The organism is uncultured Pseudosulfitobacter sp. (assembly GCF_963976325.1).
In the GTDB taxonomy this organism is placed as follows: Bacteria; Pseudomonadota; Alphaproteobacteria; order Rhodobacterales; family Rhodobacteraceae; genus Pseudosulfitobacter.
Genome location: NZ_CAXBJW010000001.1, coordinates 632342 through 651773, shown reverse-complemented (window position 1 = coordinate 651773; position 19432 = coordinate 632342). Strand labels below are relative to the sequence as shown.

The window sequence follows — 19432 nt, the reverse complement described above, 5'->3', positions numbered from 1 at the left end:
TCTCATCAGGTCCGACGTGTGGATAACGTCAAAGTCCTACCCTTTAGATAATGCGTTTCACATCAGTATTACAATCGCTAACTGCGGCAGGCGCGCTGCAATCGTCGTTTCAAGGGGCCAAACGCAACGGTGCAGCGGCCTGCGGGGCCACTGCACCATATGGTTGAAACCGTTCTGCGCGAAATTGCAGCAGCGCAGATCAATTCTGAAGATAGTCGGACCGTTGCAGGCCGTATTTGGCCATTTTCTCGTTCAGCGTCCGGCGTGGCAGGCACAGCTCGTCCATCACGCTGGCAATCGAGCCCTTGTGTCGGCGCATGGTGTTGTCGATCAGCATCCGTTCAAACGCCTCGACGTATTCTTTCAGCGGCTTGCCCTCGGTGGTCATCACCGGTTGCATTTCCTCGTGATCGGACATCAGCAGCGACGCGATGGTGCCGGTTCCGCGCCGCGATTGCAGCACCGCGCGTTCAGCGATGTTGATCAACTGGCGCACGTTGCCCGGCCAAGGGGCCTGCAAAAGCTGCGCGGCCTCTTGGGCGCTGACGTTCGGGGCTTCGCAGCCGTATTCATCGGCGAACTGTTCGCTCAGGCGGGTGAACAGCGTCAGGATGTCCTCGCCGCGCTGGCGCAGCGGTGGCACAGTGATGCGCAGGGCGGCCAGGCGGTAGAACAGGTCAGGGCGCAGCGCGTCCTCGCAGGTGCGGCCCGCTTCCTGCATGTTGCAGATGCCGACAATGCGGGTTTCGGCCGGCGTGCCCTGATCGTTGATCGCACTCAGCAGACGCGCTTGCAGCGGTTCGCTCAGCGCCTCAATGTCTTCCAGCACCAGCGTGCCGCCGCGGGCCTCTTCGATGGCGGGCAGTTGCGCGTCTTCGGGCTGCATCGGGCCAAACAGGCGTTTGGTCAGCGCATCCTCTTCCAGTGCGGAGCAGCTGACCAGCACGAATTTCTTGCCCGCGCGGCTGCCAACGGCATGAAGCGCGTGGGCCACCAGCGTCTTGCCGGTGCCGGTTTCGCCGTCGATCAGGACGTGGCCGTCGGCCTGCCCCAGATCAAGGATGTCTTCGCGCAGCCGGTCCATCACCGGGCTTTGACCGATCAGCTTTTTCATCAACTGGCTGCCATCCGACAGCTCACGACGCAGGGCGCGGTTGTCCATCACCAGACGGCGCGCGCCTGTGGCCTTCTTGGCCAGCTCGCTCATGCGGTCGGGGTTGAACGGCTTTTCAAGAAAATCGAACGCACCGACGCGCATTGCCTCAACCGCCATCGGCACATCGCCGTGGCCGGTGATCATGATCACAGGCAGCGCGCTGTCGTTGCCCATCAGTTTCTTCAAAAACTGCATTCCGTCCATGCCGGGCATCTTGATGTCCGAAATCACGATGCCGGGATAATCCGGCCCCAGCACCTTCAACGCGTCTTCGGCGCAGGCGAAGGTTTCGGTGTCATATCCTGACAGCGCCAGCCACTGGCTGATGGACTGCCGCATATCTTGTTCGTCATCGACAATCGCGATCTTCATGGCTTGGGTCATTCTCTACTCCGCCGCTTGGCTGTTGTTGCTTTCGCCCTCAACGCGCGAGAGGATCGGAAGTTGCATTTCAAATACAGCACCGCCCCCTTGGCCGTTGCGTGCCGTTAGTCTACCACCAAGGTCGTTTACAATCCCGGACGAAATGGCAAGGCCCAGCCCCACCCCGTCGCCGGGCTGTTTGGTGGTGTAAAACGGTTCAAACAACGCGTCCAGATCCTCGATCCCGGGACCGTTGTCGCGCACCGTCAAAGTCGCTGTCTGACCCGCTGACAGGATAATATCCACCTGCGGGTTCCGTTCTGATCTGGTGGCGTCGATGGCATTGCGCAAGAGGTTGACCATAACTTGTTCAATCCGCATCCGGTCGCCCATGACGCGCACAGGTTCGTCCGGCAGGATGCGGGTGATCTGAACCTGACGCTGACGCAGTTGTGGCTCCATCATCGACAGGCTGGACGCCAGCGCATTGCCCATATCCACAGGCGAAAGTGCGTCCGCGCCCTTGCGGGCATAGGATTTCAGTTGCCGCGTGATGGCACCCATGCGTTCGATCAGATCGTCGATGCGCCCGAACGACGACAGCGCCTCGTCCTTGCGGTTGCGGGTCAGCAGCAAACGCGCCCCCGCCAGATAGGTTTTCATCGCGGCCAGCGGCTGGTTCAGCTCGTGACTGACGGCGGCCGACATCTCGCCCAGGGCGGCCAGTTTGCTGGATTGTTCCAACGTCTGTTCGGCCACGGCAAGGGTTTCCTGCACACGCTCGCGTTCGGCGATTTCCCGCTGCAAACGGGCATTCAGTGCGCGAAGCTCTGCCGACTCGCGCTGGAACAGCGCCATCCGAAACGCGGTGCGCCGCGACAGAAAATAGAAAGTCAGCGCCAGAAGAATCGCAAATCCCATGATTTCCAGCGCCAGAACCCCGTTCACACGCTCACGCACCGAGGTGTAGGTGGTGAAGGACGCCATGCGCCAGCCACGGAACGGAATGCGCGTTTCCAGCCGCATTACGCCCTCGCCCTGAATATAGGCATCGGGGGGCAGCGCGGTCCAGTCGGCGGTGGCCTGAATGGCGCGCTCGATGGCGCTTTGCGGGGTCTGGCGGGCAAGTGCTTCGGCTTCGGTCCGGCCCCGCCAGCGCGGTTCGGTCGCCAGAATGATCGCCCCTGTGCTGTCGGTCACCAGCACGGCGTCTGAAATCCCCGCCCAGGCGCGTTCAAACTTTTGCAGGTCCACCTCGACAGTGATGACACCCAGCACATCGCCGCCCGATTGCACCCGCCGCGAATAGGTAAAGGTATAGCCGCCGGATTCACGCGGGATCACGGCAAAGATCGTCCCCGCCGCGCGCATCGCATCGACAAAATACAACGCATTGCTGTGTGACGACCCCAGCCGGTTGCGGTCGGTGGCGGCCACCGTGCGCCCGTCCTTGTCCAGCAACATCAGCGATGCGGCCCCGATTTCCTCGACAAAGGAAATCAGCCGCTGCGTCGATTGCGAATAATCCGCTGAATTCAGCGCCCCGATCAACGTCGGGTCGCGCGCCAGCAATTGCGGCACGATGGCGTTCTGGCGCAGTTCCGACAACAGGTTGCCCGAATACAGCGCCAGCCGCAGCTCGGCCCGGTTGCGCGTGGTCTGGGTGAAACGATCGGTCAGCAGGCTGTTGGTGAACCACACCGTGAACAGCGCCAACACGAACAACAGCCCCAAGGCCACGCGGACGCGCCAGCCAATAGCCTTGTTGTTGCTGAAAACGCCCTGAGCCTGCATGACGGATACCTTAATCGTATCCGCGCGCCGCGCTCAAGTCATGCCGGTCTCAGGGCACCCATCAACGCGCGGAAAAGCGCCGTACCGTCGGTGCCGCCGTGACCTGCATCCGCCGCCCGCTCTGGGTGGGGCATCATGCCCAGCACACGGCGGTTTTCCGACAGGATGCCCGCAATGTCAGCGCGCGCGCCGTTGGGGTTGTCGGTATAGGTGAACGCGATGCGGTCGTGATCTTGCAGCGTCGCAATGGTGGCATCGTCGGCGTAATAGTTGCCGTCGTGGTGCGCGATCGGGATGTCGATCACGTCGCCGGCATTGTACCCTTGAGTAAAGGCACTGTCGCTGGTTGCCACCTTCAGACCCACGGTCTTGCAGATGTATTTCAGCCCTGCATTGCGCAGCAAGGCACCGGGCAGGATGCCGGTTTCGGCCAGAACCTGAAACCCGTTGCAGATGCCGATGGCATAACCGCCACGATCCGTGTGCGCCTTGAGCGAATTGCAGATCGGCGAATTGGCGGCAATCGCGCCGCAGCGCAGGTAGTCGCCAAAGGAAAACCCGCCCGGCACGCCAACGATGTCCACATCGCGGGGCAGTTCGGTGTCCTTGTGCCAGACCATTTGCACATCTGCGCCCGCAGCCTCAAAGGCGACAGCCAGATCGCGGTCGCAGTTCGAACCGGGGAAAACGATGACAGCAGCTTTCATGGAAACATTCCTTGTCGCAGCGCGGATGCGCCTTAGCCGATCTCGACCGAATAGGATTCGATCACGGTGTTGGCCAGCAGCTTTTCGCACATGGCGGTCACGTCAGCCTCGGTCGCGCCCTCGGCCAGATCCAGTTCGATCACCTTGCCCTGGCGCACGCCGTTCACGCCGTCAAAGCCAAGCGCGCCCAACGCGTGGCGCACGGCCTCGCCCTGCGGGTCCAGAACCCCGTTTTTCAACATCACATGTACCCGAGCTTTCATCGCGCCGTGGTCCTTTTCGCTATCGTGTCGTTCGTATGGTGCGGGCCGCCGCCGATCTTAGTTGATCAGCGTCGGTTTGGTGATGGGCGATGCGTTCTTGGGCAGAACACCCAGACGCCGCGCCACTTCGGTATAAGCGTCGGTCAGGTTGCCCAGATCGCGGCGGAACACGTCCTTGTCCAGCTTCTGACCGGTTTCCATATCCCACAGCCGGCACGAATCCGGGCTGATTTCATCCGCGACGATCAGACGCTGGAAATCACCGTCGTAAACGCGGCCGATCTCGATTTTGAAATCGACCAGCTTGATGCCCACGGCCAGCATGACGCCGGACATGAAATCGTTGACCCGCAGTGCAAGGCTCAGGATGTCATCCATGTCCTGCTGGCTGGCCCAGCCAAAGGCAGCGATATGTTCTTCGGTCACCAGCGGATCACCCAGCGCGTCGTCTTTATAGCAATATTCGACGATGGGACGCGGCAGTTGCGTGCCCTCTTCGATGCCCAGACGGGTGCTCATCGACCCTGCGGCATAGTTGCGCACGATCACTTCCAGCGGAATAATCTCGCACGAGCGGACCAGTTGTTCGCGCATGTTGATGCGCTTGATGAAATGCGTCGGCACGCCGATTTGCGCCAGACCGGTCATGAAATATTCGCTCAGACGGTTGTTCAACACGCCTTTGCCTTCGATCACGTCCTTTTTCTGCGCGTTGAACGCGGTGGCGTCATCCTTGAAATACTGCACGATCGTGCCCGGCTCGGGGCCTTCATACAGAATTTTGGCTTTGCCTTCGTAAATCTTTTTGCGCCGCGCCATTGACGTTCCCCTTGGTGTTGACGGGGCCGAGTCCCTGTCACGTTAGCGTCCTCTTAGTGCAAGGGGCGCACTGCCGCAAGGAACACACACCAATCCGCTGCCCTGACGGCACTTGTATGGTCCCCAAAGGCACCCAATATGCTAAAAACACGCCATTCACTTCCAAAGGACAGGCCCATGAGCACTTTTGACGACCGCGAAAACGCTTTTGAATCGAAATACGCCCATGATGCGGAAATGCAGTTCAAGGCCGAAGCCCGCCGCAACAAGCTGCTGGGCCTGTGGGCCGCCGAACTGCTGGGCAAGACCGGCGATGCGGCCAACGCCTATGCCGTCGAGGTGGTCAAATCCGACTTTGAAGAGGCCGGCGACGAAGACGTCTACCGCAAGGTGTCGGGCGATCTGGGCGACAAGGCCGACGAGGTCACAGTGCGCACCAAGATGGTTCAGCTTATGGCCGAAGCCAAGGCCCAGATCATGACCGAAGTGAAGTCCTAAGCCGACATTAGACCACGGGTTTAATCAAACCCGCGCGATTTATCCGGCGTGCAGCCCCCGCTGCGCGCCGTTTTCGTATCTGCCGTTAACGTCATGCTCAGCCCCGTCGCATAGCCCTGAATACGGGGTGCAAACGGGGGGCCGTGCAAGATGCTGCAATTTCTGAATTCAAATGCGGTGGGGCAATTGTTTCTGCGGGTACTGGTGCCTGCGGTGGTGTTGTGCCTGTGTCTGTCAGCCCTGGCGCAGCGGCTCGAACCCGATATGTCCGGTGCGATCTGGGCGCATGTGGCGCAGGTGCCTGTCTGGATTTGGGTGCAGGCGCTGGGGCTGAGCGTGGCCAGCTTGTGGGCGGTGGGCCGCTATGACAGCGTGGCACACAGGCACCTGGGCACCGGATTGCGCGACCGGCCCGCACGGCTGGCCGGCACGGTGTCGATCGCGCTGGCACAGTCCCTGGGCTTTGGCATCTTTACCGGTGCGTTGGCGCGTTGGCGGCTGCTGCCCGATCTGACGCTGGCCGAAGCGTTGCGCCTGAGCGCCTTTGTCTCGCTGTCGTTTCTGGCGGGCTGGGCGCTGGTCACCGCGCTGGCCTGCCTGTTGCTGCCGTCGCCCGATTGGACAGTGGTCCCCGCGCTGATGGTCTTGATGTTGGCCAATGCGGTGCTGGCGGTGCAATTCCTGTGCCCCGTGGTGCGATGGCGCGGCAGGTCGGTGCAATTGCCCACCCTGCCCGCGTCGATGGCCATTTTGCTGTGGACCGCAGTCGATACGCTGTGCGCGGCAGGTGCGCTATATGTCTTGCTGCCCGCCGATGCAGCAGTCAGCCCCGCGCAGTTCCTGCCGCTGTTCCTGATGGCGCTTGGCACGGCCCTGATCTCGAACACTCCGGGCGGCGTCGGCCCGTTCGAGCTGATGATGCTGGGACTGCTGCCGCATGTGCCTGCGGCGGATGTTCTTGGCAGTATCGTTGCATTTCGCATCGTTTATTATGCGCTGCCTGCCCTGTTGGCCGCGGCAGCGCTGTTGCGCCCCATGCAGGACGCGCGGACCAACCGGCGCTTGACGGTGCCGAACTGCGCGCAATCTGCACAGCGTGCCGAACTGGGCATAATACGCCAGACCGCGGCGCGGGCAATTGCGTACCAAGGCACCAGCGCCGTGGCCTGGACCACCGGCCAGACATTGACCTGCCTTGGCGATCCGACAGTGGGCAGTCCGCAGGCCGCCCTGCCCGTCCTGAAGCACCTTGCGCGCCAGCACAGTCGCGTGCCCTCCATTTACAAATGCAGCGCCCGCACTGCGGCGGTGGTGCGCAAGGCCGGTTGGGCCGTGCTGCACATCGCGGACGAGGCGGTGATTGACACGGCACATTATGACACCAACCGCCCCGCCTATCGCCGTCTGCGGCGCAAGCTGCGCAGTGCGCAGAAAGCGGGCGTCGCGGTCTGCCACCCCTCACATCTGCCGCTGGCCGAAATGGCACGCATTGATGCCGCGTGGCAGGCCAGCCACGGCCGCGCGCGCGGCGGCACCATGGGGCAGTTCGAAGGCGGCTATGTCCGCGCGCAACATTGCGTTCTGGCCTATGTTCAGGGCCAGCTTGTCGGCTTCGTGACCTTTCACATGGGGCCGCACGACTGGTGCCTTGATCTGGTGCGCCATGTGGATGCCCTGCCCGATGGCACCATGTTCGCGCTGGTCGACGCCGCGATCTGCCAGGCGCGTTTGGCGGGCATTGCACAGGTCAACCTGGCCGCGATCCCCGCCTGCCCGAACCCGGCAAGCGGCTTTTGGCGCTGGTTTGGCGTTCAGATGGTCCTGCGGAGCGGCGGATCGGGCCTGCGCCAGTTCAAATCCGCCTTTGCGCCAGCATGGCACCCCCGTTATGCCGCCGCCCCGAACTGGGCCGCCCTGACGCTGGCATTGGCCGACATCACCCGCGCCGTGCACCGCCCCGACCCGCCCTTGAATGCGGCGGCTCATGATGGTGTTGAGAATTATGAGGTGGCCAGCCGCCGCGCTTCGTGACAAATGGAACAATCACGCGCGCGCGAGAAAGGCCCTGAGATGACGAATTTGCTAAGCAAGATGCTTGAAACCCACGACACCCTGCTGGCAGATGGCGCCACGGGCACCAACCTGTTCAATATGGGGCTGATGTCGGGTGACGCGCCCGAGATGTGGAACGAGGAACACCCCGACCGCATCACCACGCTGTATCGCGGCGCGGTCGATGCCGGGTCGGACATCTTCCTGACCAACTCGTTCGGGGCCAACGCCTCGCGGCTGAAACTGCACGGTGCCGCCAAACGCGCCCACGCCCTGTCGCGCATCTCGGCCGAGATTGCCCGCGAAGTGGCCGATACCGCAGGCCGCCCCATCGTGGTGGCAGGCTCGGTCGGCCCCACCGGAGAAATCATGGAACCCGTGGGCACACTCAGCCACGCCGTCGCGGTCGAGATGTTCCACGAAACCGCCGACGGGCTGAAAGCGGGCGGCGCCGACGTGGGTTGGCTTGAGACCATTTCCGCCCCCGAAGAATACCGCGCCGCCGCCGAAGGCTTCGCGCTGGCCGGACTGGACTGGTGCGGCACCATGAGCTTTGACACCGCCGGGCGCACCATGATGGGCCTGACAAGTTCCGGCCTGGTCGAGCTGGTGCAGGAACTGGAAAACGCCCCGATGGCATTCGGCGCCAACTGCGGCACCGGATCGTCCGACCTGCTGCGCACCGTGCTGGGCTTTGTCGCGGCAAACCCCACCCGCCCGATCATCGCCAAGGGCAACGCGGGCATTCCGAAATACCACGACGGGCACATCCACTATGATGGCACGCCCGAACTGATGGCCGACTATGCCGTGATGGCGCGCAACTGCGGCGCGCGGATCATTGGCGGCTGCTGCGGCACCATGCCCGACCACCTGCGCGCCATGCGCGAGGCGCTGGACACGCGGCCCAAGGGCGACGCCCCGCTGCTGGAAGAAATCGTCGCCAAGCTGGGCGCGTTTTCCTCGGAAAACGACGGCACCGGTGACCAATCCGACGCCCCCCAACGCCGCAGCCGCAACCGCCGCAGCCGCACGTAATCAGACCCGAAATCAGAACAATGACATCTGCGCCCCCGGCAACACCGGGGGCCGGAACAGATCGCAGCGCATCGGCGTGCCGGCGGTCTTCAACCCCAGCCGCTTCACCGCGACGTTGAACCGCTGCGCCACCATCTCGGCATAAGGCCCAGTGCCACGCATCCGCCGCCCCCAGGCCGCGTCGTAGTCCGCACCCCCGTGCATTTCACGCAAGCGCGCCATGATCCGCCCCGCCCGGTCGGGGTAATGCTGCGCCAGCCACTCCTGCACCAGCGGCGACACCTCGCGCGGCAGCCGCAGCATGATCCAGCTTGCCGACCGCGCGCCCGCGTCCTTGCCCGCGGCCAGAATGCTCTCAAGCTCTGGATCGGTCAGCGCCGGGATCATGGGCGATGCCATGACCCGCACCGGTATCCCCGCCTGCGCCAGCCGCCGGATGATCTCGATCCGCCGTTTCGGTCCCGGCACACGCGGCTCCATCAACCGTGACAGGGCTGCGTCCAGCGTGGTCACCGAAATGCCCACCCGCACCAGCCCGCGCCGCGCCATGTCCGACAGAATGTCGATGTCGCGTTCGATCAGCGTGCCCTTGGTCACGATGGCCACCGGATGATCCGCATCCGACAGGACCTGTAAACAGGCGCGCGTAATGCCATGTTCCCGCTCGATCGGCTGATAGGGGTCGGTATTGGTCCCCATCGCAATCGGGGCCACCTTGTAACGCTTCGCCGCCAGTTCGCGTTGCAACACTTGCGGCGCATCGGGCCGCGCGATCAACCGGGTTTCGAAATCCAGCCCCGGCGACAGCCCCAGATAGGCGTGGCTGGGCCGTGCAAAACAATAGACACAGCCGTGTTCACAGCCGCGATAGACGTTGATCGACCGGTCAAACGGCAGATCGGGCGACTTGTTATAGGTGATGATGCTGCGCGGCACCTCGACACTGACTTCGGTGCGCAGCGGCGGCAACGGCTCGCCCGCGTCCCAACCGTCGTCTTCCTCGGTCCGGCTGAGGCGGTCAAAGCGGCTGACCGCGTTGCTGGCGGCCCCCCGCCCAAGCGCGCGCATGGCATAGGTCTGGCGTGTCATATCCCCACTATAGAACATTGAGGGAACATCCCGCCAGTGCAAAACCCGCTTTACCCTGTCACCTTGGGCCATTAATCCGCTTTCGTAACGCTCAGGTCGCACATCGCGCGGCGTGTGTCGTAATTTTGACAGTCACCCTTGGGCTTTGTGTCAAAAGAGGTCAAACTGCGGTGGGCCGTGGGCTAAAATAAAGGGATCTGCCATGTCAGACGAAGACGAAATCATCCTGTCGGAACTGGACGACGAGGAACTGGTCCAACAGATGTTCGACGACCTTTATGACGGTCTGAAAGAAGAGATCGAAGAGGCCGTGAACATTCTGCTGGAACGCAATTGGGAACCCTACGACATCCTGACCAAGGCACTTGTGGGCGGCATGACCATCGTCGGTGCCGACTTCCGCGATGGCATCCTGTTCGTACCCGAGGTGCTGCTGGCCGCCAACGCGATGAAGGGCGGCATGTTCATCCTCAAGCCGCTGCTGGCCGAAACCGGCGCACCGCGCGTCGGCAAGATGGTGATCGGCACGGTCAAGGGCGACATCCACGACATCGGCAAGAACCTTGTCGGCATGATGATGGAAGGCGCGGGTTTCGAAGTGGTCGATCTGGGGATCAACAACGCGGTCGAATCCTATATGACCGCGCTGGAAACCGAAGGTCCGGATATCCTGGGCATGTCGGCCCTGCTGACCACCACGATGCCTTACATGAAGGTCGTGATCGACACGCTGGTCGAACAGGGCAAGCGCGACGATTACATCGTGCTGGTGGGCGGCGCGCCGCTGAACGAAGAGTTCGGCAAAGCCATCGGTGCCGACGCATACTGCCGTGACGCAGCCGTGGCCGTGGAAACGGCCAAGGATTTCATGGGCCGCAAGCACAACCGCGCCAACGCCTGAAACCTGCCTTTTTGAATGAACCAGCCCCGCCCTTGCCGGCGGGGCTTTTCTTTTGGCGCGCGCATCCCCAGATAAAGGTCAAAGGAGTGCCCATGCCATTTAACCGCCTTGCCCTGATCCTTGTCGTCGTGATCGCAGCCGCCGCCGTCACCGTGTGGCTGGCCATGCTGGCCGCCGCGGCCTTCAGCCTGCCACAGGCGGCAACAGCCTTGGTGCCGCTTGCCTTGTTGGCCTTTGTTCTGGTCCGGCTGCTGCGCGACCGGACCAAAGACCCTTAGATCAAACTCTGGACCGTGTCAGCCAGACCATCACCGCCACCATGACGATCCCGTACAGCACATGGCCCACCAGTGCGACCCAGGTGATACCGGTGAAGTTCAGGAAAAACGGCAACCCCGCAATGGCGGTGATCCCGCCGATGGCAAAGACCCACAGGCCAAAGCCGTAAACTGCTGCGGGCACGATCCACGGCAAGCCACCGCCGATCACCCGATCCCACACAGGCTTGAAAATGAACAGCCAACCCACCGGATAGCCGATCAGCCCCACCAGATAGAAATGCATGAAATACCCTGCAAAATCCCCGTTCGGCAGCCCCAGCGCGCCAAACAGGCTTTTGGCCAGCCCGTGCGGCGACAGATTGGCAAAACCCAAGGCAGGGCTGATCACCTGCCCCCACAGATCAAATGCCATCGTCGCAAAGCAGCCCGATATAAACATCAGCCCCAGCGTGGCCGTGTTCACGCCCGCTTTGTTGGTATAAATCGTCATTGTGTTCCATCCCTGTCTGAAATGTCGTATCTGACACATCCAGCTACGCAGCTTCCGTGGCACCGTGCAACGATGCACAGATACCCCACACGCATTGGTTAGAATTGTGACAGATCACACCGCCCCCCTGCCCGACCTTGACCAGCTGACCGAAAGCGGCCTGCGGGCCAAGGGCACAGACTCGATCCTGCTGATCGCCTGTGGGGCGCTGGCGCGCGAAATTCTGGACCTAAAGCAGGCCAACGGCTGGACTCACATGGACCTGACCTGCCTGCCCGCCAAATACCACCTGTACCCAGACAAAATCACCGCAGCCGTGCGCGACAGCGTCGCCAAACACCGCGACCGCTACGACAATATCTTTGTGGTTTATGCGGATTGCGGCACCGGTGGTCTTTTGCAAGCCGCCTGCGCCGAAATGGGCGTTGAAATGGTGGCCGGTCCCCACTGTTACAGCTTTTTCGAAGGCAACGACCGCTTTGCGCACCACAGCGAAAGCGAGATCACGACCTTCTATCTGACCGACTTCCTGGTCCGCCAGTTCGAGGCGTTCATCATCAAGCCGATGGGCCTGGACCGCCACCCGCAACTGCGCGACATGTATTTCGCCAACTACGAAAAACTGGTCTATCAGGCGCAAACCGACGACCCCGCCCTAACGGAAAAAGCCCGCGCCGCGGCGGACCGGCTGGGCTTGAAATTCGAGCGTCGCTTTACCGGCTACGGTGATCTTGCCACCCACCTCAAAGACCTCTGAACCTTCTTTTGGCCCCAAATATCCCGGGGGTCTCGGGGGCTGGCCCCCGATTAAGCCGCAGCAGCCACGGCGCGCACCCGCTCGATCATCGCGCGCAACCCGTTGGACCGCTGCGCCGACAGATGGTCGTTCAGCCCCAGCCGTTCCAGTTCGGCCCGCGCATCCACGCCCAGAACTTCGGCCACAGGCACACCGTTGTACAGCTTGCGCAGCACAGCGATCAGACCGTTCACGATCATCGCGTCGCTTTCCCCGTCAAAGTGAAACACCCCGCCGTCGATCTGCGGATGCAGCCAGACCTGGCTGGCGCAGCCGTCCACCTTGGTCGCGGGCACCTTCAGCGCGTCCTCCAGCGGGTCCATCGCCTTGCCCTGTTCGATGACATAGCGATAGCGATCTTCCCAATCTTCCAGAAATTCGAAATCTTCCACGATCTCTTCAAACGCGGCCTGAGCCATGAAAAACACCTCTCTGATTGCCCACACGAGGTAAGACGCCTCTGGCCAAAGGTCCACCCCCCGCGCATGATGCTTTTCAATACGCTTTTCAATACGGGCCCGATGGGCTAACACAAGCCAAACAACAGGCAATCCGATATGCGTCTTACACTTAGTGCCCTTCTGATCTCGTCCATGACCCTTGGCGGATGCGCCACTGTGCGTGACAGCCGCGTCAATCCGTTCAACTGGTTTGTCGGCTCGCGCTCTGAACCGGTTGCAACCGCGCCGACGGCGGCCAGCACGAATCCGTTGATCCCAAGCCAACGGGCCGGGCTTTTTGCGCGCAAACGGGCCGAGCGTGACATTTATCTGGGCACGCCGATCGACACCGTGTCGGACCTGGTCATCGAACGGGTTCCGGGCGGTGCAATCATTCGCGCATCGGGCGTGTCGCAAGCCCAAGGTCTGTACGAGGTGCGTCTGACCCCGGAGAACGAGGATGACGAAGCGGTCGACGGCGTGCTGAGCTATCGTCTGGAAGGCCGCCTGCCCGAAAACGCCCGTCCCGGCGGGTCACAGGCCACGCGGACCGTGACAGCAGCCCATGCGGTGACCGAACAGCAGTTGCGTGGCGTCAGCACCATCCGCGTGGTTGGTGCGCGCAACGCGCGTACGTCGCGCCGGTAACGGCAGACGGCATTAGGGGGCGCTGCCCCCGCCCTGCGGGCGCCCCCGGGATTTTTTAAACCAGAGAAACAGGACCAGCCTGCGCGAAATCGCGCGGGATCAGTCCAGTTCGACGACGCGGACGGTCTGACCCTTGGCCGCAAGCGCGATCTTGCCGTCGCACAGGCGCAGCGCGTCATTGCCAAAAACTTCCCGACGCCAACCGGTCAGCGCATCCACATCGCGCAGGCCTGCGGCGATCGCGTCCAGATCGGCGGCGGGTGCGATCAGCTTTGCAGCGACGCCGGCGCTTTCTGTCTTGGCCTTGAGCAGCACGCGCAACAGGTCAGCCAGCGCGGGGTTCACTTGCAGCTTTTCGCGGCTGGTGTCCGGCTTTGGCAGGCGGTCGGCGGGCGTGTTCACGCCGCGTTGGACGGCCTCGAGAATGCCATCGGCAATGTCGCCACGGCGCGCTTCGCGCAGCAGCAGGCGCGCGCGGTTCAGCTCTTCCAGGTTTTGCGGCTTGTTGCTGGCCAGTTCGACCAACGCATCGTCCTTGTAGACGCGGTTGCGCGGGATGTTGCGTTCCTGCGCATAGGTCTCGCGGAAGGCGGCCAGCTCGCGCACGATGCCCAGAAAACGGGCGCTGTTGGTGCGGGTCTTGACCCGTTTCCATGCCTGATCGGGGGCCACGGTATAGGTGTCGGGCGACAGCAGGATTTTCAGCTCTTCCTCGACCCAGGCACTGCGCCCTGTTTCCTCAAGCCGTGCGGCGAGAAATTCGTAAATCTGGCGCAGGTGGGTCACATCGGCCAGCGCATAGGTTTTCTGCGCATCGGTCAGCGGGCGGCGCGACCAGTCGGTAAACCGCGAGGTCTTGTCCAGCGGTGCCTTGGCGATCTTTCGCACAAGGGTTTCATAGCCGACCTGTTCGCCAAACCCGCAGACCATCGCCGCGACTTGCGTGTCGAACAGCGGAATCGGAAAGACGCCCGCATCGACAAAGAAGATCTCCAGATCCTGACGCGCGGCGTGGAACACCTTGACCACAGAGGTGTCGCGGAACAGATCGTACAGCGGCTCCAGCGACAGGCCCTCGGCCAGCGGGTCCAGCAGCACGGCGCCGCTGTCGTCGGTTCCGGGCATGGCCAACTGCACAAGGCACAGCTTTGAATAGTAGGTACGTTCGCGCAGGAACTCTGTATCGACGGTTACATAAGGGTGTTTTGCGGCCTCTTCACAGTAGGCTGCAAGCTCTTCGGTCGTCGTCAGTGTTCTCATCGTGGGGTCTTAACCTTATGTCCGGGCTGCGCGGGTCCGATCTGACTACACCAAAGGTCAGGGCAAGACCAGAGAGGTCACAAATCCAGCCGCGCAGTGTTGCCCGAAGCAAAGCGGCGCAATACGGCGGGGTACAGGCGGTGTTCCTGTTCCAGCACCCGCGCGGCCAGCGCGTCGGCGGTGTCTTCGGGCAGGATCGGCACGGTGGCCTGCCCCAGAACGGGGCCATCGTCCAGTTCCGGCGTGACCAGATGCACGGTGCAACCGTGGCTGGTGTCGCCCGCCTCGATGGCGCGGCGGTGGGTGTGCAGGCCACGGTATTTCGGCAACAGCGACGGGTGGATGTTCAGCATCTTGCCCTGCCAGGGGCTGACGAATCCCGCCGTCAGCACCCGCATGAAACCGGCCAGACAGATGATGTCGGGCGCGTGTTTGGCCAAAGCTGCATCAAGGGCCTGTTCAAAGCTGGCCCGATCCTCGCCGTAGGGGCGGTGATCGACAACCTCGGTCGCGATGCCCTGCTCCTTGGCCCATGCGATGCCGCCGGAGTTTTCATTGTTGGACACGATGACCACGGGCCGCGCCGCATGGTCACCGGTCATATCCTCGACCAGCGCCCGCATGTTCGACCCGCCGCCCGAGACAAAAATCGCGACGCGCTGCGTCACACCAGCGTTCCGCTGTAGGTGACCTCGCCCGCGCCCGCGACCACTTGGCCCAGCGTGCAAACGGTTTCGCCGGCGGCTTGCAGCAGCGGCACCAGCGTGTCCACGGCGTCGGCGTCAACGACGACAACCATGCCGATCCCGGCGTTAAATGTTTTCAGCAGCTCGGCCTGATCCATACCACCGTTGTCCACCAACCAGCGGAACACGGGCGGCAGCGTCCATGCGTCCAGATTGACGGCACAGCCCAGACCGTCGGGCAGCACGCGCGGCAGGTTCTCGGTCAGGCCGCCGCCAGTGATATGCGCCAGACCGCGCACGCCGCCCTTGCGGATCGCTTCGAGAACAGAGGTCACATACAGCCGCGTCGGCGTCAGCAGGGCCGCACCCAGCGTGGTTTCCGCGTCCCACGGGCACGCATCATCCCAGCCAAGGCCGGACAGCTCGACAATCTTGCGCACCAGCGAAAAGCCGTTGGAGTGCACCCCGTCCGACGCCAGCCCCAGCAACACCTGACCTTCGGCGATGCCTGCGGGCAGCTCGGTGCCGCGTTCCATCGCACCCACCGAAAAACCGGCCAGATCGAAATCACCCGCCGGATACATGCCCGGCATTTCCGCCGTCTCGCCACCGATCAGCGCACAGCCCGAGGCTTTGCAGCCCTTGGCGATGCCTTCGATGATGCGTGCGGCCTGATCCAGTTCCAGCTTGCCGGTGGCGAAATAGTCCAGGAAAAACAGCGGCTCGGCGCCCTGACAGACCAGATCGTTAACGCACATGGCGACCAGGTCGATGCCCACACCGTCGACGTTGCCGGTGTCGATGGCGATGCGCAGCTTGGTGCCCACGCCGTCGGTGGCGGCGACCAGAACCGGATCGCTAAACCCTGCGGCCTTGAGGTCGAACAAACCGCCAAAACCACCCAAGCCCGACATCACGCCGCTGCGCTGCGTGCTTTTGGCGGCGGGTTTGATCCGCTCGACAAGCGCGTTGCCTGCGTCGATGTCCACGCCGGCTTCGGCATAGGTGATCCCGTTCTTCGGCTCGGTCATGGCTGTGGTCCTTGGCAAATGCGTCGCTTTGGACGTGGGGTTAGAACATCCCGCGCGTGCGTGCAACGCTCTCTCTTGACGAAGGGCGCGCGGCGACATACCCAAACGCCCAGGCGGGCCTGTAGCTCAATTGGTTAGAGCAGAGCGCTCATAACGCTTTGGTTGCGGGTTCAAGTCCTGCCGGGCCTACCAAAATCCATATATTTCAGCGCGTTGTGAGGCATGTTTTACGTGGTATCGGCTGTGTTCGGCCTGTTGCAAGTCGCAAGCACAGGCGACTCGTCCAGCCTGCCTGGGGCATTTCAGTCAGGATGCGCCAACACGTTGATCAGCTTGCCCGCCGGATCGCGCAGGTAAAACCGGCGCACGCCCCATGGCTCGTCCGTCAGGTCATAGACGATAGTGTGGCCAAGCTGTTTGGCCCGCGCATAGACAGAATCAACATCGTCCACCTCGATCGACAGATCGGGCACGGGTGTGCCCGAACCGCCCTCGGACGCGATGCTGATCTGGGTCTGCGCAGTCTCTCCTGACGCCAGCGTGACGATCCAGCCGTGATCCATCACCACCGACAGATCGAACAGGTCGGCATAGAAATCGCGCACGACGTCCACCGACGGTGTGGCGATGTTTGTAACGATGCGTTTGACGGTTATGGTTTCCCCTATGGTTACCGCGCGATGACAATATCCGCTTGCAACCCGCCCAGCCGGTCGCTGTGCCCCAACCGCAACACGCCGCCATGGGCGCGCGCGATGTCCGTGGCGATGGCCAGGCCCAACCCCACGCCGCCGCCCTTGTCCTGATTGCGCGACGGGTCCAGCCGCGTAAAGGGTTTCTGCGCATCGGCGCGGCGGTCTTCGGGGATGCCGGGGCCGTCATCCTCGACCCGAAAGCGCAGGGATTTTTCGGTCAGGGCAACGCTGACATCCGCCTTGGCCCCGTAGCGCACGGCGTTGTTGATTAGGTTTTCGATGGCGCGGCGCATGGCGACGGGGCGCAGGTTGATGGTGCCCTCGCCCGTGGCCGCGATCAGTGTGACGGGCCGCCCTGCGCGCTGCTGGTCGCCGACAATGTCACGGATCAGCGCCAGCGGGTCGATCTCTTCGGGTTCGCCCTCTTGCGCGCCCTTGGCAAAATTCAGGAACTCGTCGATCATGCTTTGCATCTGGTCCACGTCCTGTTCCAGCGCCTCGCGGTCGTCGTCCTCAAGCATTGACAGCGACAGGCGCATCCGCGTCAGCGGCGTGCGCAGATCGTGGCTGACCCCCGACAGCATCAGCGTGCGCGTCTCGATCTGGCGTTCGATCCGGTTGCGCATGTCAACAAAGGCCGCACCGGCGGCGCGCACTTCGGTGGCACCGCCCGGCGTATAGGGCACATGCCGCCCCCGGCCAAAGGCTTCGGACGCGCGGGCCAGACGTTTGATCGGTCGCAACTGGTTGCGCAGGTAGATCAGCGCGATGATGCTGATCAGCACGCTGAAAAAGATCATGTTCACGAACAACTGGTGCGGATTGGCCGCCGACAGCCTGCGCCGGTCCAGATCCACCCGCACCGGACCCATGCGGGTGTCGACGTAGACCTGCGCACGTTTGCCTTGGGTCAGGTCAATTGCCTGCGCGGACGGTACATTCTTGCGCAGTTGCGCCACGACGAATCCACCCGACAGGTCCAGCCAGTCCCAACTGTCGTGATCAGGCACAGCATCAACCGGTGTTACGTAAATCTCGAGCTGTGGCGCAATGTCCTGCACCGTCGCCCCGATCAACGCGCGCCCTGGTGCCGCATCCACAGCGTCCAGCACCAGCGCAATCTCGCGCCCTGCGGCTGTTGTCATCTGCGCGGTGACCCCTTCGAAATGGCGCTGGGTGAACAGAACCGACACCACGACCTGCACAAAGACCACCGGCAACAGCAGGATCAATGCGGCACGGCCATACAGGCTGCGGGGCATATAGTGTTTGAGCCACTCGAAGGACATGGCTAAACCCTAGCGGTGAATACCAGCAGAGAGAAGGCCCCAGCCATGATGCCACCCGATGATTTTGATCCCGCCATTGGCGTGGCCGACACGCTGGAACCCGGGCTGCGCCGGATCGTGGCGCCGAACCCGTCACCGATGACCTATCGCGGCACCAACACCTATCTATTGGGCACCCGCGGTCTGGCCGTGATCGACCCCGGCCCCGAGGATGACGCGCACCTTGAGGCGATTCTGGCCAGCGTGGGGCCGGATCAGCAGATCACCCACATCATCGTCACCCACACGCATCTGGACCACTCGCCGCTGGCCCGTCCGCTGGCGCAGCGCACCGGCGCGCCGGTTCTGGCCTTTGGCGGGCCGCACGCGGGGCGCAGCGCCGTGATGGCCGAACTGGCCAAGGGCGACACTGTGGGCGGCGGCGAAGGCATCGACACGGCGTTCACCCCGGACATCGAGGTGCCGGATGGAACGGTCATCGACGGCGACGGCTGGACGCTCGAGGCGATCCACACCCCCGGCCACATCGGCAATCACCTGTGTCTGGCATGGGGCGACGCGTGCCTGACTGCCGATCATGTCATGGGCTGGGCCACGTCGCTTGTGTCGCCCCCCGACGGTGATCTGACCGACTTCATGGCCTCCTGCGCGCGGCTGCAAGCGCGCGACTGGCGGGTGTTCTACCCCGGCCACGGCGCGCCTGTGACCGAGCCTGCTGCGCGGCTGGACTGGCTGGTCAGCCACCGCCTGGGCCGCGAAGCGTCGATTCTGCACCACCTGTCCCAAGGCCCCGCCACCGCCGCACAGCTTGCCGCCGCGATCTACACCGAAACCCCGCCCGCCCTGCAAGGCGCGGCCACGCGCAACGTGCTGGCCCATCTGGTCGATCTGACCGGAAAAGACCGCGCCGCCCCCGATGGCAAACTGACCGCCGGCACCACGTTCAAGGCACTTTGATCCGCCCCGTTGAAAAAGTTGATTTTTTCGGCAAAACCCTCTGGACGGCTGAAATCACTGTTGCTATACGGCGCGAACCGTTCCGACGTAGCTCAGCGGTAGAGCAGTTGACTGTTAATCAATTGGTCGTAGGTTCGATCCCTACCGTCGGAGCCATAATAAGCCCTTTAAGGTCAACA

Annotated in this window: 21 protein-coding genes and 2 tRNA genes; 10 read left to right on the top strand and 13 right to left on the bottom strand. The window is 62.8% G+C overall.

Annotated features, from left to right (window positions below):
• Positions 1 to 199 precede the first annotated feature (199 nt).
• The 5 genes from AAC077_RS03245 to purC are packed head-to-tail and all read right to left on the bottom strand — an operon-like array spanning position 200 to position 5102.
• Complete coding sequence (locus AAC077_RS03245; RefSeq protein ID WP_339766497.1) at positions 200 to 1540, bottom strand: sigma-54 dependent transcriptional regulator; 1341 nt, start codon at positions 1538 to 1540, stop codon at positions 200 to 202.
• A 3-nt stretch (positions 1541 to 1543) separates the two neighbouring features.
• Complete coding sequence (locus AAC077_RS03240) at positions 1544 to 3313, bottom strand: ATP-binding protein (protein WP_339766496.1); 1770 nt, start codon at positions 3311 to 3313, stop codon at positions 1544 to 1546.
• Between the two features lie 38 nt (positions 3314 to 3351).
• Positions 3352 to 4020, bottom strand: a complete 669-nt coding sequence (gene purQ / locus AAC077_RS03235; protein ID WP_339766495.1) for a phosphoribosylformylglycinamidine synthase subunit PurQ — start codon at positions 4018 to 4020, stop codon at positions 3352 to 3354.
• A gap of 32 nt (positions 4021 to 4052) precedes the next feature.
• Complete coding sequence (gene purS / locus AAC077_RS03230; protein ID WP_114292581.1) at positions 4053 to 4283, bottom strand: phosphoribosylformylglycinamidine synthase subunit PurS; 231 nt, start codon at positions 4281 to 4283, stop codon at positions 4053 to 4055.
• Between the two features lie 57 nt (positions 4284 to 4340).
• Positions 4341 to 5102 (bottom strand): phosphoribosylaminoimidazolesuccinocarboxamide synthase, encoded by a 762-nt coding sequence (gene purC / locus AAC077_RS03225; protein WP_339766494.1) that lies wholly within the window; start codon positions 5100 to 5102, stop codon positions 4341 to 4343.
• Positions 5103 to 5279: 177 nt separating this feature from the next.
• Between purC and AAC077_RS03220 the strand changes: the two genes are divergently transcribed.
• The 3 genes from AAC077_RS03220 (at position 5280) to bmt (ending at position 8690) form a co-directional block, all read left to right on the top strand.
• Positions 5280 to 5600, top strand: a complete 321-nt coding sequence (locus AAC077_RS03220) for a DUF1476 domain-containing protein (RefSeq protein ID WP_339766493.1) — start codon at positions 5280 to 5282, stop codon at positions 5598 to 5600.
• 150 nt (positions 5601 to 5750) lie between these two features.
• Complete coding sequence (locus AAC077_RS03215) at positions 5751 to 7631, top strand: phosphatidylglycerol lysyltransferase domain-containing protein (protein ID WP_339766492.1); 1881 nt, start codon at positions 5751 to 5753, stop codon at positions 7629 to 7631.
• Between the two features lie 39 nt (positions 7632 to 7670).
• Positions 7671 to 8690 carry a betaine--homocysteine S-methyltransferase gene (bmt, locus tag AAC077_RS03210; protein WP_339766491.1) on the top strand — a complete coding sequence of 340 codons (1020 nt, stop codon included), beginning with the start codon at positions 7671 to 7673 and terminating at the stop codon, positions 8688 to 8690.
• A gap of 12 nt (positions 8691 to 8702) precedes the next feature.
• Here bmt and AAC077_RS03205 read toward each other — a convergent pair whose 3' ends face one another.
• A complete protein-coding gene (locus AAC077_RS03205) occupies positions 8703 to 9779 on the bottom strand; it encodes a PA0069 family radical SAM protein (protein WP_339766490.1) in 1077 nt (358 codons plus the stop codon).
• Positions 9780 to 9981: 202 nt separating this feature from the next.
• Here AAC077_RS03205 and AAC077_RS03200 point away from each other — a divergent pair, with 202 nt between their 5' ends.
• Together AAC077_RS03200 and AAC077_RS03195 are read left to right on the top strand one after the other, a co-directional pair.
• Positions 9982 to 10680 (top strand): B12-binding domain-containing protein, encoded by a 699-nt coding sequence (locus AAC077_RS03200; protein WP_339766489.1) that lies wholly within the window; start codon positions 9982 to 9984, stop codon positions 10678 to 10680.
• Positions 10681 to 10772: 92 nt separating this feature from the next.
• Positions 10773 to 10958, top strand: a complete 186-nt coding sequence (locus tag AAC077_RS03195; protein ID WP_339766488.1) for a hypothetical protein — start codon at positions 10773 to 10775, stop codon at positions 10956 to 10958.
• A 1-nt stretch (position 10959) separates the two neighbouring features.
• Here the strand turns inward: AAC077_RS03195 and AAC077_RS03190 are convergent, their stop codons facing one another.
• Complete coding sequence (locus tag AAC077_RS03190) at positions 10960 to 11451, bottom strand: hypothetical protein (protein WP_339766487.1); 492 nt, start codon at positions 11449 to 11451, stop codon at positions 10960 to 10962.
• 106 nt (positions 11452 to 11557) lie between these two features.
• Between AAC077_RS03190 and AAC077_RS03185 the strand changes: the two genes are divergently transcribed.
• Complete coding sequence (locus AAC077_RS03185; RefSeq protein WP_339766486.1) at positions 11558 to 12208, top strand: DUF1638 domain-containing protein; 651 nt, start codon at positions 11558 to 11560, stop codon at positions 12206 to 12208.
• Positions 12209 to 12258: 50 nt separating this feature from the next.
• Here AAC077_RS03185 and AAC077_RS03180 read toward each other — a convergent pair whose 3' ends face one another.
• Positions 12259 to 12666, bottom strand: a complete 408-nt coding sequence (locus tag AAC077_RS03180) for a SufE family protein (protein ID WP_339766485.1) — start codon at positions 12664 to 12666, stop codon at positions 12259 to 12261.
• Between the two features lie 138 nt (positions 12667 to 12804).
• Between AAC077_RS03180 and AAC077_RS03175 the strand changes: the two genes are divergently transcribed.
• The gene (locus AAC077_RS03175; RefSeq protein ID WP_339766484.1) at positions 12805 to 13335 is read left to right on the top strand and encodes a hypothetical protein; all 531 of its coding nucleotides are present in this window, start codon (positions 12805 to 12807) and stop codon (positions 13333 to 13335) included.
• A gap of 99 nt (positions 13336 to 13434) precedes the next feature.
• On the opposite strand, the gene rnd is transcribed toward AAC077_RS03175, so the two are convergent.
• The 3 genes from rnd to purM form a co-directional block, all read right to left on the bottom strand.
• A complete protein-coding gene (gene rnd, locus AAC077_RS03170) occupies positions 13435 to 14595 on the bottom strand; it encodes a ribonuclease D (RefSeq protein ID WP_339766483.1) in 1161 nt (386 codons plus the stop codon).
• 77 nt (positions 14596 to 14672) lie between these two features.
• Positions 14673 to 15263, bottom strand: a complete 591-nt coding sequence (gene purN, locus AAC077_RS03165; protein WP_339766482.1) for a phosphoribosylglycinamide formyltransferase — start codon at positions 15261 to 15263, stop codon at positions 14673 to 14675.
• Positions 15260 to 16312, bottom strand: coding sequence for a phosphoribosylformylglycinamidine cyclo-ligase (gene purM / locus AAC077_RS03160; protein ID WP_339766481.1), 1053 nt, complete (start codon positions 16310 to 16312; stop codon positions 15260 to 15262). Before purM ends, purN begins: the two co-directional genes overlap by 4 nt.
• 115 nt (positions 16313 to 16427) lie before the next feature.
• On the opposite strand from purM, the gene AAC077_RS03155 reads away from it, so the two are divergent.
• Positions 16428 to 16504, top strand: a tRNA-Ile gene (locus AAC077_RS03155).
• A gap of 110 nt (positions 16505 to 16614) precedes the next feature.
• Here the strand turns inward: AAC077_RS03155 and AAC077_RS03150 are convergent.
• On the bottom strand, positions 16615 to 16941 hold the full coding sequence (locus AAC077_RS03150) for a VOC family protein (protein WP_339767932.1): 327 nt from the start codon (positions 16939 to 16941) through the stop codon (positions 16615 to 16617).
• A gap of 41 nt (positions 16942 to 16982) precedes the next feature.
• Positions 16983 to 18296, bottom strand: coding sequence for an ATP-binding protein (locus tag AAC077_RS03145; RefSeq protein ID WP_339766480.1), 1314 nt, complete (start codon positions 18294 to 18296; stop codon positions 16983 to 16985).
• A 45-nt stretch (positions 18297 to 18341) separates the two neighbouring features.
• Between AAC077_RS03145 and AAC077_RS03140 the strand changes: the two genes are divergently transcribed.
• Both AAC077_RS03140 and AAC077_RS03135 read left to right on the top strand, forming a co-directional pair.
• On the top strand, positions 18342 to 19253 hold the full coding sequence (locus AAC077_RS03140; protein ID WP_339766479.1) for an MBL fold metallo-hydrolase: 912 nt from the start codon (positions 18342 to 18344) through the stop codon (positions 19251 to 19253).
• Positions 19254 to 19334: 81 nt separating this feature from the next.
• Positions 19335 to 19409 (top strand) — tRNA-Asn (locus AAC077_RS03135).
• Positions 19410 to 19432: the final 23 nt, after the last annotated feature.